This window comes from Streptomyces sp. NPDC017095 (genome assembly GCF_044332325.1).
GTDB lineage: Bacteria > Actinomycetota > Actinomycetes > Streptomycetales > Streptomycetaceae > Streptomyces.
In genome coordinates this window covers 1-14,901 of the sequence record NZ_JBIROU010000032.1, presented here as the reverse complement: position 1 = coordinate 14,901, position 14,901 = coordinate 1, and the positions used below count along the sequence as shown (strand labels likewise).

Genomic DNA, 14,901 nt, shown 5'->3' with positions numbered 1-14,901 from the left:
CGGACCACGGCGGCCCCGCTCGGCCAGGCGCGGATCAGTCGGCGGAGCGGCGCTGGCCGGTGAGGGTGTCGAACACCCAGGGGTGCGCTTCGGGCGGTTCGCCGCAGACCTCGCAGACGCCGGGGCGCAGGAGCACCTCGAAGTAGTTGTGAGCGAAGCCGCCGGGGCCGTCGTAGTCGCGCTGCGCGGCTGTCAGGCAGTTCCGGCCGGACCGGCAGCGGCCGCAGCAGTCGTGTCCGAAGACGGTCGGGTTCACCTTCTTGCCGCATCCCTGGTGACTGCACACGCAGTAGCCGCCCGCGTGGTTGGTCCATCGGCGAGTGGGTGGCTCGGTGTCCTCTTCCTCGACTTCCTCGACTTCCTCGACTTCCTCGACCACGTCGGCCCCAGTGGCGCGAGGGCTGGACGAGGTGAGAAGTCTTCCGGCCACCGCAGCGGCCACGCCGCCGATCACGATGACCCCCGCTTTGCCGACGGGCCCGAGGCGGTTCCATCTGCCGGCGAGGCGCTGACGCAAGGGCCTTTTCCCCTCGCTGCCTTCCTGCGGCGGGTCGGCAGGCTGAGGATCACCGCTCGGCTCGTGGGATGTCGCATCGTCCGGCGCTGCCATCTGACAGGTCGTCCTCTCTGTTGTGGAAACCCGAAGTTCAGAGAGTAGGTCAGTCCGGCTCGCCCGGTGCGCGCCCTGAGCAGGATCAGGACCCATACGAGTGTGCAGGCCAGCACCACGGCACCGGCCGGAAGAAGCACGGCGGCGCCCAGACCCCGCAGAACCCGTCCGGCCACCAGCGTGGCCAGGGTGGTGGCCGCGGAGCCGACCGCCGCTGCCGGGCTCGACGGCCGACGGCCCACGGGCGGCGGGTGCCCCTCGGACCCGAACCCCGGAGCCGAGGACGTGCGGCGTCCCCCGGGAGCGGCCACCGGAGGGCAGCGCCGTTCGGTGACGGACGGTGAGGATTGAATACGGGCCACGCGGAAACTACGGCGTTGTCCGACACACGCGCTTCACCTGTTCACCCGAGGCGTCCGCCGTCCGTTGACCTCACCGCACGTGGGGAGCATCCATGAAGACAGACACCCGTTCCGCCTCCCGCCTACGGGGCGATCCGCTCGTACGCGGCCTCGGCTGGGCCAGCGCCCTCCTGGGCGTGCCCCAGGTCGTCGCCCCGGCGGGCTTCGCCCGGGCCCTGGGCGTGGGCGAAGCCGCCCGGCACCGCTCGGCCACGGCCGCCGTCGGTGTGCGCGAGCTGGCGGCGGCGGCCGGGCTGCTGGGGCGGCCGCATCCCGCCTGGCTGTGGGGCCGCGTCGGTGGCGACCTCGTCGATCTGACGATGCTGGCCCGGGCCCTGAAGAACCACGACGGCCGCGGTCTCGGCCGTACCGTCGCCGCTACCGCCGCGGTCACCGCCATCACGGCCACGGACGTGTACGCGGCCGTGACCCGCACCCGTAGGAGCGCCCCCGTGGAACTGACCGCGACCACCACCGTCAACCGGCCCCCGGACGAGGTCTACCGCCTCTGGAGCGACCTGGAGCGACTGCCGGACTTCATGGAGCATCTGGACGAGGTGCGCGTCACCGGCCCGAAGACCAGCCACTGGCGGGCCAGCGCGCCGTTCGGCGAGACGGTCGAATGGGACGCCGAGACCACGCAGGACATCCCCGGCCGGCTGATCGCCTGGCAGTCCGCGGACGGCGCCGACATCGGCAACTCCGGCGAGGTCCGCCTCGTGCCCGCCCCCGGCGACCGGGGCACGGAGATCCGGGTGACCCTGCGCTACGACCTGCCCGGCGGCGCGCTCGGCAAGGCCGCGGCGCGCTACTTCGGCGAGGAACCGCACCAGCAGCTCGACGACGACCTGCGCCGCTTCAAACAGATCGCGGAGACCGGCGAGGTCGTCCGCTCCGAGGGCGCACCCGGCGGCAAGCGGGCCCGCGGGGAGTTCCCGCAGCACCCGGCCCGACCGCTGACCGAGGACGAACTCAAGGAGGCCCTGGCATGAAGGCGAACTGCTGGACGGGACGCAACTCGGTCGAGGTGCAGGACGTCCCCGAACCGTCGATCCTGAACAGCCGCGACGCCATCGTGAGGGTCACCTCGACGGCGATCTGCGGCTCCGACCTCCATCTGCTCGACGGCTATGTCCCCACCATGGAAAAGGGCGACATCATGGGCCACGAGTTCATGGGAGAGGTCGTCGAGGTCGGGCCCGGCATCAGCGCCGACAAACTGCGCGTCGGCGACCGGGTCGTCGTGCCCTTCCCGATCGCCTGCGGCGCCTGCGCGTCCTGCCGCGCGGAGCTGTACTCGTGCTGCGAGAACACCAACCCCAACGCCGGCATCTCGGAGAAGTTCTTCGGTCACCCCACCGGCGGCATCTACGGCTACTCCCACCTCACCGGCGGCTTCGCCGGCGGCCAGGCCGAGTACGCCCGGGTGGTGTTCGCCGACGTCAACGCCCTGAAGATCGAGTCGCACCTCACCGACGAGCAGGTGCTGTTCCTGTCCGACATCCTGCCGACCGGGTACATGGGCGCCGAGCTGTGCGACATCCAGAAGGGTGACGTCGTCGCCGTCTGGGGCGCCGGGCCGGTCGGCCAGTTCGCCATGGACAGCGCCCGGGTCCTGGGCGCGGAGAAGGTCATCGCGATCGACAAGGAGACCTACCGGCTCGACATGGCCGCTGCCCAGGGCTGCACGACCGTCAACTTCGAGGACGTGGACGTACGGTCGGCGCTGCTGGAACTCACCGGCGGCCGGGGCCCCGACAAGTGCATCGACGCGGTCGGGCTGGAGGCCACCCACGGCGCCTCCCACGTCCATCTCTACGACCGCGCCAAGCAGGCGGTCCGCTCCGAGACCGACCGGCCGCACGCCCTGCGCCAGGCCATCCTGTCCTGCCGGAGCGGCGGCGTGGTGTCGGTCATCGGTGTCTACGGCGGGCTGATCGACAAGTTCCCGGCGGGTGCCTGGATGAACAGGTCCCTGACCCTGCGCACCGGGCAGTGCCATGTGCAGAAGTACATGAAGCCGCTGCTGGGTCTGATCGAGCAGGGCAGCATCGACCCCACCAGGGTCATCACCCACCGGCTGCCCCTGACCGAGGCACCGACCGGCTACGACCTGTTCAAGAACAAGAAGGACCGCTGCGAGAAGGTCGTCCTCACGCCGTGAGCGCCGCACCGGCGAACCGCGGCGCCCTCCGCCCGCCGGCCCGGCCCGCGCCCGAGCCTCCGACTGCTGCGCGACAGCGTGGACCGGGGGAGCGGGGCCGGCCCGGGGCGGCGAGCGGGCGCCGTGTCACCGCCAGTTGTGCACCGTCAGCGGGCCGGTGGCGCCGAGGTAGCCGAGCAGGCCGGCGCCCGGGTATTCGATGATGTCGTCGGGGAGTTCGTGGACGGTGAACCAGGTGAGCGCCAGGCACTTCTCCGGTTCCTTGTTGACGGGCTCCCCTTCCCAGGTGCGCGCTTCGAAGAAGAAACCGATCCGCTCCATCTTCTCGTCCTCGCGGTGGTGGACGACCTGAACGAGCCGGAGATCGGCCGGGTCGACGGTGATCCCGGTCTCCTCGAACAGCTCGCGGGCGGCGCCGGCGGGCAGGGGTTCGCCTCGGTCGAGTTTCCCGGACGGCATGTGCCAGCGGCCGTGGCCGTACGGGCCGCCCCGCTGGGAGAGCAGGATCTTGTCGCCGTCGCGGACGATGACGTGGGTGTCGATGACGGGTGTTGCCGGTTGTCCGCTCATGTTCCTTGGGGGGTCGCAGGTGCGGGGGAGGGCACCGAGGCTAGCGGCGGAACCGGGATGGCGCGGGCGATCCGCCACGCTACGTCCGATGGGGTGGCGGCACCGTTGTCGACGACCAGCACGTTGACGCCGGCGCTCGTCAGCTGGGCCGCGGCCTCCCGGTACAGCTCGACCTCGCGGCCGGGCGCCGCCGGGTCCGCCCGGAAGCGGTGGGTGACGCCTGCCGAGGCGATACGCCGTGTGATCTCAGCCGGGGAAGCGGTGAGGATGACCGCCAGGTCGGGCATGCGTACATGCCGGTTGACGTCGAGCAGGAACTCCAGGGGGACGCCGTCGAGGCGCTGCAGGACGAGCGTGGACGGCAGATAGCGGTCGCTGACGACGAGCCGGCCGGCGCGCACCGCGGGCTCGATCACCGTCTCGACGTGCTCGTAGCGGGTGGCGGCGACGAGGCAGGCCAGCGCCAGGCCGTGGATCTCGTCGGCGTGGGAACGGGTGAAGGCGCCCAGGGCGGTGGTGGTCGGCTCGGCCGTCCGCACGGCAGGGCGGCCCTGTCCGGCCAGGAGGCCGTGCAGGATGTCGACGGTGGCGGACTTGCCGACCCCGCTGGGCCCGTCGACCGTGACGAAGAAGCCCCCGCGCTGCCCGGTCACGCGGCGGTCCCCAGACCGGCCTGGTCGCGTTCGTGCTGCTCCCGGGTGAGCAGCGCGAGCGTGGCACGGAGCTGCTCCAGGGGGACTTCACCGAACGGGATGCCGACACTGAAGTTGAACTCGTCGCGCTGCCGCATCGACTCGTCGGCGCCGTCTCGCGTGAGGTCGACGTCCGCGTAGGCGAGCAGGTCGTCCGGGGCGTACCCCTGCTCCTCGGTGAGGGTCTTCCACACCGGTGTTCCGGGGTACGGGCGGAACTCGAAGACGCTCGCGCGGATGCCGCCCGGGCTGCGGTCGGCGAGGTCCCACAGCTTCCGGATGTGCCGCACGGTGGCGTCCAGGTCCGCGCGGGTCTCGCCGGGGTAGCCCAGGATGAAGTAGCCCTTGACGCCGATACCGCGCCGGAGGAGGCGGCGGGTGACGTCCTCGGTCATCGCGGCGGTGATCCGCTTGTCCATGACCTGGAGCATGCGATCGCTGCCGGACTCGATCCCGAGGGCCACCTCCCGCAGGCCGTTGGCCGCGAGGACGTCCAGGTCCCGGTCTTCCAGGCGGTCGAGGACGTTGATGCGGCCGGTGGCGTCCCACACGTACTTCTCGCCGATGCCGTGGCCGGCGAACGCCCGCATGTGCCGGTGGATCACGTCCCGGACGCCGAGGAAGAGGTCGTCGACGAACCGGAAGGCACTCACGCCGTACTCGTCGTGCAGTGCTTCGAGTTCGCCGATGACGTTCTCGGGGCTGCGCACGCGGATCCGCACGTCCGGGTTGGCGCTCCAGGCGGCCCCGCAGAAGCCGCAGTTGTAGGGGCAGCCGCGGCTGCCGACGATGTTCGCCTCCAGGTGCCCGCGGACAGCCGCGGCGGCGAGTCGCCGCGAGTCGCGGCGGGCGGCGATGCGCCGGTCGACCGGTGTGGGCGCGGCGCGGTAGGGGTCCTGGGGGAGGAAGGCGCGGTCGACGTACGGCAGCGAGTCGATGTCGGGGCCGAGCATCCGGGCCCTGGTCCGGGCCTCGGCCACTCCCATGCCGGTGGTGCCGAGGAGCGGGTCCCGCCAGAACACCTCGGGCAGTTCTCGCCGGCGCTGCTCGTCCTCCAGCAGAGCCGTGACACGTGACTCGCCCTCACCGATGACCAGCGCGCGCAGGTTGCGCATCCGGGGGTCGGCGAGGACGCGGGCGGGCAGGGCCCTGGCGTGGTGGCCGCCGGCCATCAGGGCGATTCCCGGGTCGAGTCGGGCGGCGATGCGGGCGGACATCTCGTAGGTGGGGGCGAGCAGGTTCATCCCGGCCCAGCGCGGCCGGGCCGCGTTGACGATCGCCGCCGTCTCGGCCGGGCCCAGGCCGTGCGCCTCGGCATCCAGGACACCGACGTTGAAGCCGGCCTGCCGGGCGTACGTGGCGATGTAGGCCATGCCGAGGACGGGGAGGGTGTAGTCGTTGGTGCGTGGCCGCAGGGTGTAGTCACGCAGCGGCGCGTTGACGAACAGGGCGTCGAGCGTACGCGTGGCGTCGGCGCCCGCGATCAGCGGTAACGGCTGCATGGAACCTCCGGCTCATCGGGCGTGCGACCCCCAGGTGAGGGTCGTGAGGGTGAGGGTGTGCAGGGCGGTGCGGTCGGTGCCGGCCCAGCCGGTCCACAGCGGGCCGAAGCTCTTGTCGGTCTTGTCCGGCCAGGGGTGGGAGGGGGCGATCTGCGCGGCCCAGGTGCGGACCGCGAGGTCGTCGTGCGGGTAGACGCTGAAGTCGCCGGTGTAGTCGGCGGCGGCCGCGCGGGCGGTCCAGGGCCCGATCCGGGGGACGGCCGTCAGCGCCACGACAAGGTCGGCGGGAGCCGCCTGTTCCCACCACTCGTGCTGGCGCTCGTAGTGTTCGGCCGCGGCCCGCAGCGCGGTGCGGTGGAACTTCGCGCCGACGGCGGCGAAGCTCTCGTCGGCCAGCGACAGCACCTTGGCGGGGGACGGGGCCACCGCCAGCTCGCCGAAGGGGCCGTCGACGACGGTGCCGTACCGGGCGCACCAGGTGCGGTAGAGCCTGAGGGCCTGCTCGGCGCGCACGACCTGGCGCAGGATCGCCGTGGTGATCGCGTCCCACAGCCACGGGTTGGCCAGCCGCTGCGTGACGCCGAGCCGGACGAGCCCCGCGCGCAGGGCCTGCGGTGTGGCCTGCGGGAGGTGCGCGGGATCGGTGTTCAGGACGGCGGGTTTCACGTCCTCCGCGCCTGCCACGCAGTCGATACGGAGTCCTTGGTGATCGCGGGCCAGGACCCAGACGCCGGAGGCCGTACGGACGGCACGCGCGTGTGTCCCGTCGTCGTGGCCGTGCCAGGCGGGGTGATCGGTCGTCAGGACACCGCTCATGAAACGCTCCAGGGGTGGTTCGGGTCGCGCGCCATAGCCTCTCGCACCCACCCGGGCGGCACGTCCCGGTTGCGGAAAGCCGGGGGACCAGCCGGTGGGATCCGCTGGATTGTGAGGATGCGGTGGTGACCGAATGGCGACCTGTCGCCGCGTTCCCGGTCTCTCTACCCTCCCGTAGTCATGACAACTGGACACAAGGGAACGTCCCGCAGACGGTTCCTCGCGGGTGCGGGGGGCACGGCGGGCGCCCTCGCCTTATCGCCGGGTACCGCCCGGGCCGCCGCCTCCGCCGGCAAGCACGTCGCCGTCCTCGGCGGCGGCGTCGCCGGACTCAGCGCCGCCCACGAACTCGCCGAACGCGGCTACACCGTCACCGTCTACGAGTACTACGACGTGCTCGGCGGCAAGGCCCGCTCGATGGACGTACCGGGAACCGGCACGGCCGGCCGCAGGCCCCTGCCCGGGGAACACGGCTTCCGCTTCTTCCCGGGCTTCTACCGGAACCTGCCGGACACCATGCGCCGCATCCCCTTCCCCGGCAACGTGAACGGCGTCCACGACAACCTCCGCAGCGGCACCGAGACCCTCTTCGCCCGGGCGGGCGGCCGCCCGGACCTGCACTTCCCCCTGCGCCGCGCCACCACCCCGCCCGCACCCGGCGACATCACCCCGTCGTGGCTCCGCGACCAGCTCCTCTCCGTGCTCGACCTGGGCAGCCGGCTGCCCGCGCACGAGGCCGCCTACTTCGCCGACCGTGTCCTCGTCCACCTCACCAGCTGCGACGCGCGCCGCGAGGACCAGTGGGAGAAGACCTCCTGGTGGCACTTCATCCGTGCCGAGCGGATGAGCGAGGAGTACGGCACCCTCCTCGGCATCGGACAGACCCGCAACCTCGTCGCCACCCGCGCCGAGGTCGCCTCCACCCGCACCGTCGGCCGCGTCATCATCGAGGCGCTGCTGCTGTGGGGCCTGCTGGGCCGGGGTATGGACGGCGACGCGGACATCGACCGGGTGCTCAACGCGCCCACGAGCGAGGCGTGGATCGATCCCTGGTCCGCCCACCTGCGCTCGCTGGGCGTCCGGTTCGTCCTCGGCACGCAGGTGCGGGAGGTGCTGTACGACGGGGGGCGCGTCACCGGCGTACGGGTCTCGGCCCGTGACGGGAGCGGCGAACACACCGTCACCGCCGACCACTACGTCTCCGCCATGCCCGTCGAGCACGCCCGGCGCACCTGGGGTGCCGCACTGCGCGCGGCCGACCCGCAGCTCGCCCGGTGCGACGCGCTGCAGACGGACTGGATGACCGGGGTGCAGTTCTATCTGCGCACCCCGACGCCCGTCGTCCGCGGGCACGTCAACTGTCTCGACTCGCCGTGGTCGGTGACCGGGATCGGGCAGGCCCAGTTCTGGGACGTACGGGACTTCGCGCAGGACTACGGCGACGGACGCGCCCACGACTGCCTGTCGGTGATCGTCTCGGAGTGGGACAAGCCGGGGATCCTGTACGGCAAGACGGCCCGTGAGTGCACGCGCGAGGAGATCGTCGAGGAGTGCTGGGCGCAGCTTCGGGACGCTCTGAACGACTCCGGCAAGACGACGCTCAGGGACGCCGACCGGGTCGCCTGGTTCATGGACCCGGCCGTGACCGGGCTCGGCGGCCCCGATCCGCAGAACCGGGAGCCGCTCCTGATCCATCCCACGGGCACGCTCTACCACCGCCCGTCGGCGAAGACCGCCGTGCCGAACTTCTTCCTGGCCGGCGACTACGTCCGCACCGACGTGGACCTGGCGACGATGGAAGGCGCCAACGAGTCGGCGCGGCGGGCCGTCAACGCGCTGCTCGACCGGGACGGTTCGGACGCCGGACGGTGCCGGGTCTGGGAGCTGTACCGCCCCGAGGAGCTGGAGCCCCTCAAGCGCGTCGACGAGGTGCGCTACCGGCTCGGCCTGCCCAACACCTTCGACCTGGGCTGAGCGGGCGTCGTAGCGGAGTAGTGGTTTGGTCTAGACCAAGGGGGGTACGCTCTCGTCACTGTCCATGGCCGCTCACCGGGCCATGGAGACCCTGCTTGACATGCTCACGCCCACCCTGCCCGGGTGGGCACGAACCCCCACACAGGAGTCGTCATGAAGAGCAAGAGGATGCTGGCCGTCGCCATCGGCGCGGGGATCGCCCCGCTCCTGGCCGTGAGCCTGCCGGCCGCCAGCGCGAGCGCGCACGGCTACATCTCCTCGCCCCCCAGCCGGCAGGCCCAGTGCGCCGCGGGTACCGTCTCCTGCGGCTCCATCAAGTACGAGCCGCAGAGCGTGGAGGGGCCCAAGGGCCTGATGAGCTGCAGCGGAGGGAACGCCGCCTTCGCCGAGCTCGACAACGACAGCAAGGGCTGGAAGGTCACCCCGGTCAGCCGTACCACCAGCTTCAACTGGCGGCTCACGGCGCGGCACGCCACCAGCACCTGGCAGTACTACGCCGGGGGCCGGAAGATCGCCGAGTTCAACGACGGCGGTGCCCAGCCCGGCCAGACCGTCACCCACCAGGTGAACTTCGGCAGCCTGACCGGCAAGCAGAAGGTGCTGGCCGTGTGGAACATCGCGGACACCTCCAACGCCTTCTACGCCTGCGTGGACGTGAACGTCAGCTGACCCGGCGTCCCGGTGCCCGGAGCGGACGGAGGCCCGCTCGCTCCGGGGACCCCGGCCCGCCACCCCGTGCGGCGATGACCGTGCCGCGACCGCGGGGCGGCGGGACGGAGCCCGGGTGACGTGGCAGGGCCCGGTCCACCGGACCGGGCCCTGCGTGTCGCGGAACGCTTCAACGGTGTCAGCGGCTCAGGGTGAACGCCTGGGCGGAGGAGCCGTCACAGGGCTGCTGGGACAGCTTGGCGTCGTTGACGGTGGAAGAGCCGTTCACGGCGAGCGCACTTGCCGCTGTGGCGGGCGAGGAAGCGGTACTGGTTGCCGGTGCCGGCGGGTTCGGCCTTCCACTGCTGGTTGGTGCCTCCGCCGTAGGTCCACAGCTGGAGCCGGGCCCCGTCGGCGGTGGCGCCGGGGCCGCCCTCGACGTCCCACGCCTTGGAGTTGTACTGGTTGACGACCTGGTAGTCGCCGTCACCGGTGGGCCTGAACTGCCAGCGCTGGTTGGCCTGTCGGGCGCCGCAGGCCCACTGCTGCACGGAGGTGCCGTCACCGGTGCCCCAGTCGGCGGCGTCCATTGGTGAGGTGACCGAGCGTGTAGTACTCGGCGTTGCGGGTGACGCCCCGGGAACTGGCGTTCCTGCGACACCTGGTGGACACCGCACTCCGCAACGCCGAACGCGAGGGCATCGTCCGGCTCTACACCGTGCTGCCGGCCGAATCCGTCACCGACGACCATCCCGCGCAGACCTACTTCCGCGACCGTTACAACGGCCTGCGCGCGTTCGTCACCGACGCCCGGGTCGAGCACGCGGCCAACGCCATCGTCACGGTGATGGACGGCCTCCAGGTGCAGTGGCTCCTCGCCCCCGACCGGGTGGACATGGCGGCCTCGACCGATCTCGTGATCACGCCCCTGCTGGACACGCTCGCGCCCGAACGCTTCCGCTCCACTCCGGCGGAGCGCTGACCTTCGCACCCGACGGCAGGCTGACCCGCGAAGGCCCGGCGTACGCCGCCGGTGCCCGGCCGAGCCGCGCACCGGCCAGGGCTACGACCGTGACCGCGTGCGCCGATGACCCGGCGGGCGAGACATGCCCCGTGTCCCACCCGCGGTGGTGTTACCCGCTGAGGCGCCGACTGCCGCGCCGACGCACCGCGTCGTACCCCAGCTGCGGTGCCGGCCGCCACGCCGAGCCGTACCTTCGCCGCGGTGCCGGCCGCCACGCCGACGCACCGCGCCGTACCCCGCACAGTGCGCGGGGTACGGCCCTGCACAGTGCGCGGATTCCCACAACTCGCCTGCGCGGCAAGCCGATTGCGTATCATCTGAGCCACGGCGCGGAGTCCGGCGGGGGAGTGGGCGGAGCCGGAGCGCCGGCGGATCCGGTGGGAACGGGGGCCATATGCCGAGAGCCGACGGACGCCACCGCGCCCTGATGTGGGGCGGGACCGGCGGGGCGGCGGCCGCGGTCGTGACCGCCGCGCTGCTGTGGGCACCCGGACAGGCGCTGGCCTGGGCCGCCGGTGTCCTGGCGGCCGCCTCGGCCGCCTACCTCGGCCAGCAGGCACCCCAGCAACTCCAGGAGGCCCTGGCCCGGCGCCGGGCCGCGCGGCAACCGACCGCCGGTGACCCGCTGGCCGTGGCCGTGGAGATCCGGGACCACGACTACGTCACCCTCGACCTCGGCGACCGCGTCGTCGACATCCCGGCCGCCGGGCACACCCTCCGCGTCGTCGTGACCGCGACCGGACCCCCGGCCGTGGTGCTGACCGGGCTGCGCGCGGAGGTGCTGTCCCGCGCGGAGGCGCCCGGGGATCTCGCCCGGCACGCCGCCGAGGTGCCGGTGCGGCGGTTCGAGGTCCTCCTCGACTCCGACCCGCCACGGGTGCGCGCCCTGGCCGGCAGCGACTTCCCCTACCGGATCGCCGCGGACGAGTGCGAGGTCCTCGACCTTCTGGTCAGCACCGAGCGCGGCCTCGTACGGTGGGCGCTGTGGCTCGACTGGACCTCCGCGGGCCGCCAGGGCCGTACCCGGATCGACCTCCAGGGCCACGCGTTCCGCACCGCCGCGCGCCTGCCGGGCGGCACCCGATGACACCGTTGCGGCGCCCCGTCGGCGCGGTCATCCTGGCAGCGGCATTTCCCGCGGTGGCCGGCGGCGCCGTCCTCGCCGCCACGGGCACGCACAGCTGGCTGCCATATGCCGCGGTGGCCGCCGTATCGGCGCTCTCCGGGGCGACAGCCCGCACCCGGCGGCCACGGAACCCGGCAACCGGTCCAGCGGACCGCTCCCGGGAGTTCCCGGAGGCGGCCACCGGACACACACGGCATTCCTCCGCCGGGACGACGCGGGCGGGGAACCGGGCGGACGACGCCCCCGCCTCCCAGGGGTCCGTCTACGACATGACACGGCCCGTCCGCACCGTACCCGTACAAGGACTGCCGGGCGACCCGCCGTTCACCGTGCGGGCCGCCGTGCACAGCCACCTCGCGCACATCGTCTCACCCGGCCTCCTGGGCACCCCCGAAGCGGTGCACATCCCGCTGACCGGGCACAACCTCCAGCTCTCCCTGACCGCGACGGGCCAGGGCGAGGCCGTACTGCGGTCGCTGCGGGCCGAGGTGACAGACCGCCTGCCGTTGCGTGTGGACGGCGTCGCGATCGCCCGGTCACGGATGCCCGATCTGGTCATGAGCGCCGACCTGCTGGAGTCCGCCCAGCGCGCGGTCCGCGCCTACCGGCGCCTGAGCAGCCCCGACATCGCCGTCCTCCTGGACGTCTCGCCCGCGCCCGTGCTGACGGCCGCCGGTGCGGACCCCGCCCTGCCGCTGACCGCCACGCCCGGTGCCGGTGCCGCCCTCACCTGCGCCCCCGTGACGGACGACGGGCGGTGCGTACGGTGGCGGCTGACGGCGGAGATCGAGTGCGCGGGACGCCTCTGGCGGCCCTGGTGGGACCTTACGGTCACCGCCACCTCGGGCGTGACCCGCTTCAGCCCCGACACCACACCGGTGCCCGAGTCCGTGCACACCCTCTTCCCCGACCACTACGACCCCCGGGACCCGGGCGGAGGACGGACCGGTCCGGAGACGGACCGCTCCTTCCACCTGGTGGCGCACATCTCACAGGACGGTCAGGGCGTGCTGGAGATGCCGTCCCGGCCCGCCCCCGATCCCGAACCGCCCGGTGCCGAGGAGACCATCCGGCGCGCCGCCGGCCTGGCCCGCGCCGGTGACCTCACCGGTGCCGCCGCGGCCTACCGGTCGGCGGCGGAGGCGGGCAGCGGACAGGCCGCCTACCTGCTCGGCAGACTCGAACAGAACAGGGGCGACCTGGACGGCGCGGCGCGCTGGTACGAGAAGGCCGCCGCCCGCCGTATCCCCGCCGCCCCCCACAATCTGGGCGTGCTGGCCCTGCTGCGTGACGACCTCGACGCGGCCGAGCGCTGGTTCCGCCGGGGGATGGACACGGGGGACTGGACGGCGGCCGTGGGCCTCGGCGCCGTACGCGAGAGACAGGGCGACGAGGCACAGGCCGAGGAACTGTGGCGGCTCGCCGGCAAGCGCGACGCCCCGAACGCGGCGCAGAACCTCGCGGTCCTCTGCCGGCGGCAGGGCCGGCACGAGGAGGCCGACGACCTCTTCACGCGGGCCGCCGAGGCCGGCGACGTCCAGGCGGCCGTGCACGTCGGCTTCCGCTGCCAGGAAGCCGGGGACCAGGCCGCGGCCGAACGCTGGTGGCGCACGGCGGCCGAGGCGGGCAGCGCGGAGGGCGCCTTCTACCTGGGGCTGCTGCTCGTGCGCACGGCCCGCGCGGCAGAAGGGCAACGCTGGTGGGAGCGCGCCGCCGAGCGCCTCGGCCCGCCCGGTCCCGGGGCCGCGGGGCCACCGCCGGGGCCGGACACGGGGACCGCCCACCGGATCGACGGAACGGCGGAGTCGGCCGAGGCGTACGCCGCGTACCACCTCGGGCTGCTCCACTGGGAACGGAACGACCACGAGGCCGCCCTCGCCTGGTGGACCCTGGCCGGCGGCGCCGGTCACGCGGACGCGGTGTTCCGGCTGTGCGAGCTGCACCTCAACGTACGCGGCGACCTCGGGGAGTTCCTGCGCTGGGCATCCTTCGCGCTGCGACTCGACGGAGCCCCGGCCGGCCGGATGGAGGCTCTCGCCGCCGGATTGCGCGAGATCACGGAGCAACTGGCTTCCACGGCAGGCGCGTCCGCTCCCGACCCCGGGACCGCCGCAGAGGTCTGCTCCGTGGCGGCCGAGGCATACCGGCACCTCACCACGCACGACAGCGCCCACCGCCCGGCCTGGGAGGAAACCGTACGACGCCTCGCCACGCTGGCCAACGCCTCCGGCTCACCGCGGGCACGCCAGCACGCCGACACCGCCTTGGCACGTTTGCGGGCAACGGACTGAACACGGAACACGGCCAACAGCGACCGGCCACCAGGGCCCACCCGCACTTGGCGACGGCTGTAGTCGAACAGCTTGTTCAGCGGTGCGACACCGGAGCCCTGGAGCTGTAGCCCTTGTCGCCGATGACGTGATCGGGCCGGACCCGGGGCCGTCCCGGCCCCGGCCGCGTCGGCCTTCGCCTGGGCGGCCCGGAGCATCCGCTCGAAGGTGCTTCTCGCGATACGAGCTGCTGAGTACGATCCTGGGATCTGAGGAGCTTTCCACGAAGCGCGCGCCCGGCCCGGGCGTGCGGCAGACGTCTTCCGGGGCGAGGTGGCTGTGCCCCGCGGCGCACTCGAGGACGACCCTGACCGGCTCGTCGCAGGCCCGGTCCAGCACGGTCAAGCCGGACGAGTGGTCAGCGCCAGCGGTTGTTGCTGGTGTGGTCGCCGGCGAGCCAGCGGGAGAGGTCGTCGTGTGCTGTGGCTCGCCGTTCGGCGTCGATATTTTCCACGTCGGGGTGGTCGACAGCGAACTCCAGCATCAGCCCGTTGGGATCCGTGAGGTACAGCGAGACGCAGTACCCGTGGTCGATCACATGGGCGTTCGTCTCCGCGTAGCCGGCCGCGGTGACGCGCTCGCGCATGGCTTCCTGGGTCTCCGCCTCGACCTTGAAGGCGATGTGGCGCACGGGGGTGGCATTGATGGCGGTCTTGAACTCCTCCTGGTCCTCGGGGTTCGCGAACTGGAAGAAGGCGAGCGCACTGCCGTCGGCCAGGCCGTAGAGGGTGTGACTGTAGACGCGCTCGGTTCCGAACAGCACCTCGCGCTCGGTCCACGTGGCGACCAGGGGCAGGCCGATCACATCCTCGTAAAAGCGCCGGTTGGCTTCCTGGTCGTCAGTGATCCAGGCGTGGTGGTGGAGACGGAGCGGCAGGACCTCGCTCATGTCAAGTCATCTCCCGTGGTGGATGGGGGTGTTGGGCTGGTGACCCGGGTGGTCGCCGACCTAGGGTCCGTCTTCAAACGGATCTTGCCCAGAGCAGGAACGACGCGAGATTGACCGCTGCTTCATAGGAAGTGGCGGTCTTTTCGTACCTGGTC

13 protein-coding genes and 1 pseudogene are annotated in these 14,901 nt (G+C 72.5%); 7 read left to right on the top strand and 7 right to left on the bottom strand.

Annotation, left to right across the window (positions count from 1 at the left end):
- Positions 1 to 34 precede the first annotated feature (34 nt).
- Positions 35 to 517, bottom strand: coding sequence for a hypothetical protein (locus ACH4OA_RS34310; RefSeq protein WP_397973387.1), 483 nt, complete (start codon positions 515 to 517; stop codon positions 35 to 37).
- 547 nt (positions 518 to 1,064) lie between these two features.
- On the opposite strand from ACH4OA_RS34310, the gene ACH4OA_RS34305 reads away from it, so the two are divergent.
- On the top strand, positions 1,065 to 2,003 hold the full coding sequence (locus ACH4OA_RS34305; protein WP_397973384.1) for an SRPBCC family protein: 939 nt from the start codon (positions 1,065 to 1,067) through the stop codon (positions 2,001 to 2,003).
- Entirely contained in the window at positions 2,000 to 3,175 is a 1,176-nt protein-coding gene (locus ACH4OA_RS34300; RefSeq protein ID WP_397973382.1) for a zinc-dependent alcohol dehydrogenase, read from the top strand. Before ACH4OA_RS34305 ends, ACH4OA_RS34300 begins: the two co-directional genes overlap by 4 nt.
- 126 nt (positions 3,176 to 3,301) lie before the next feature.
- On the opposite strand, the gene ACH4OA_RS34295 is transcribed toward ACH4OA_RS34300, so the two are convergent.
- Genes ACH4OA_RS34295 through ACH4OA_RS34280 form a run of 4 tightly spaced genes read right to left on the bottom strand, consistent with a single transcriptional unit; the run spans position 3,302 to position 6,755 of the window.
- Positions 3,302 to 3,745, bottom strand: coding sequence for an NUDIX domain-containing protein (locus ACH4OA_RS34295; RefSeq protein WP_397944400.1), 444 nt, complete (start codon positions 3,743 to 3,745; stop codon positions 3,302 to 3,304).
- Entirely contained in the window at positions 3,742 to 4,398 is a 657-nt protein-coding gene (locus ACH4OA_RS34290; RefSeq protein WP_397973380.1) for a dTMP kinase, read from the bottom strand. The genes ACH4OA_RS34295 and ACH4OA_RS34290 overlap by 4 nt, the downstream gene beginning before the upstream one ends.
- Positions 4,395 to 5,939, bottom strand: coding sequence for a B12-binding domain-containing radical SAM protein (locus ACH4OA_RS34285; RefSeq protein WP_397973377.1), 1,545 nt, complete (start codon positions 5,937 to 5,939; stop codon positions 4,395 to 4,397). The genes ACH4OA_RS34290 and ACH4OA_RS34285 overlap by 4 nt, the downstream gene beginning before the upstream one ends.
- A gap of 12 nt (positions 5,940 to 5,951) precedes the next feature.
- Positions 5,952 to 6,755, bottom strand: a complete 804-nt coding sequence (locus ACH4OA_RS34280; protein WP_397973374.1) for a hypothetical protein — start codon at positions 6,753 to 6,755, stop codon at positions 5,952 to 5,954.
- 180 nt (positions 6,756 to 6,935) lie between these two features.
- Between ACH4OA_RS34280 and ACH4OA_RS34275 the strand changes: the two genes are divergently transcribed.
- Together ACH4OA_RS34275 and ACH4OA_RS34270 are read left to right on the top strand one after the other, a co-directional pair.
- On the top strand, positions 6,936 to 8,729 hold the full coding sequence (locus ACH4OA_RS34275) for an FAD-dependent oxidoreductase (protein WP_397973372.1): 1,794 nt from the start codon (positions 6,936 to 6,938) through the stop codon (positions 8,727 to 8,729).
- A 153-nt stretch (positions 8,730 to 8,882) separates the two neighbouring features.
- Positions 8,883 to 9,398 (top strand): lytic polysaccharide monooxygenase auxiliary activity family 9 protein, encoded by a 516-nt coding sequence (locus ACH4OA_RS34270; protein ID WP_365879777.1) that lies wholly within the window; start codon positions 8,883 to 8,885, stop codon positions 9,396 to 9,398.
- Between the two features lie 215 nt (positions 9,399 to 9,613).
- Here the strand turns inward: ACH4OA_RS34270 and ACH4OA_RS34265 are convergent, their stop codons facing one another.
- Positions 9,614 to 9,967: an RICIN domain-containing protein gene (locus ACH4OA_RS34265; protein ID WP_397949503.1), complete on the bottom strand. Its 354-nt coding sequence runs from the start codon at positions 9,965 to 9,967 to the stop codon at positions 9,614 to 9,616.
- 44 nt (positions 9,968 to 10,011) lie between these two features.
- Between ACH4OA_RS34265 and ACH4OA_RS34260 the strand changes: the two are divergent.
- From ACH4OA_RS34260 to ACH4OA_RS34250, 3 genes and pseudogenes are all read left to right on the top strand, one after another.
- A pseudogene (locus ACH4OA_RS34260) lies at positions 10,012 to 10,359 on the top strand (TetR family transcriptional regulator); the annotation flags it as partial.
- A 436-nt stretch (positions 10,360 to 10,795) separates the two neighbouring features.
- Positions 10,796 to 11,488, top strand: a complete 693-nt coding sequence (locus ACH4OA_RS34255; protein ID WP_397973369.1) for a hypothetical protein — start codon at positions 10,796 to 10,798, stop codon at positions 11,486 to 11,488.
- A gap of 308 nt (positions 11,489 to 11,796) precedes the next feature.
- Positions 11,797 to 13,818, top strand: coding sequence for a tetratricopeptide repeat protein (locus ACH4OA_RS34250; protein ID WP_397973366.1), 2,022 nt, complete (start codon positions 11,797 to 11,799; stop codon positions 13,816 to 13,818).
- 397 nt (positions 13,819 to 14,215) lie between these two features.
- Here the strand turns inward: ACH4OA_RS34250 and ACH4OA_RS34245 are convergent, their stop codons facing one another.
- Positions 14,216 to 14,746, bottom strand: a complete 531-nt coding sequence (locus ACH4OA_RS34245) for a VOC family protein (protein WP_397973363.1) — start codon at positions 14,744 to 14,746, stop codon at positions 14,216 to 14,218.
- Between the last annotated feature and the right edge of the window lie 155 nt (positions 14,747 to 14,901).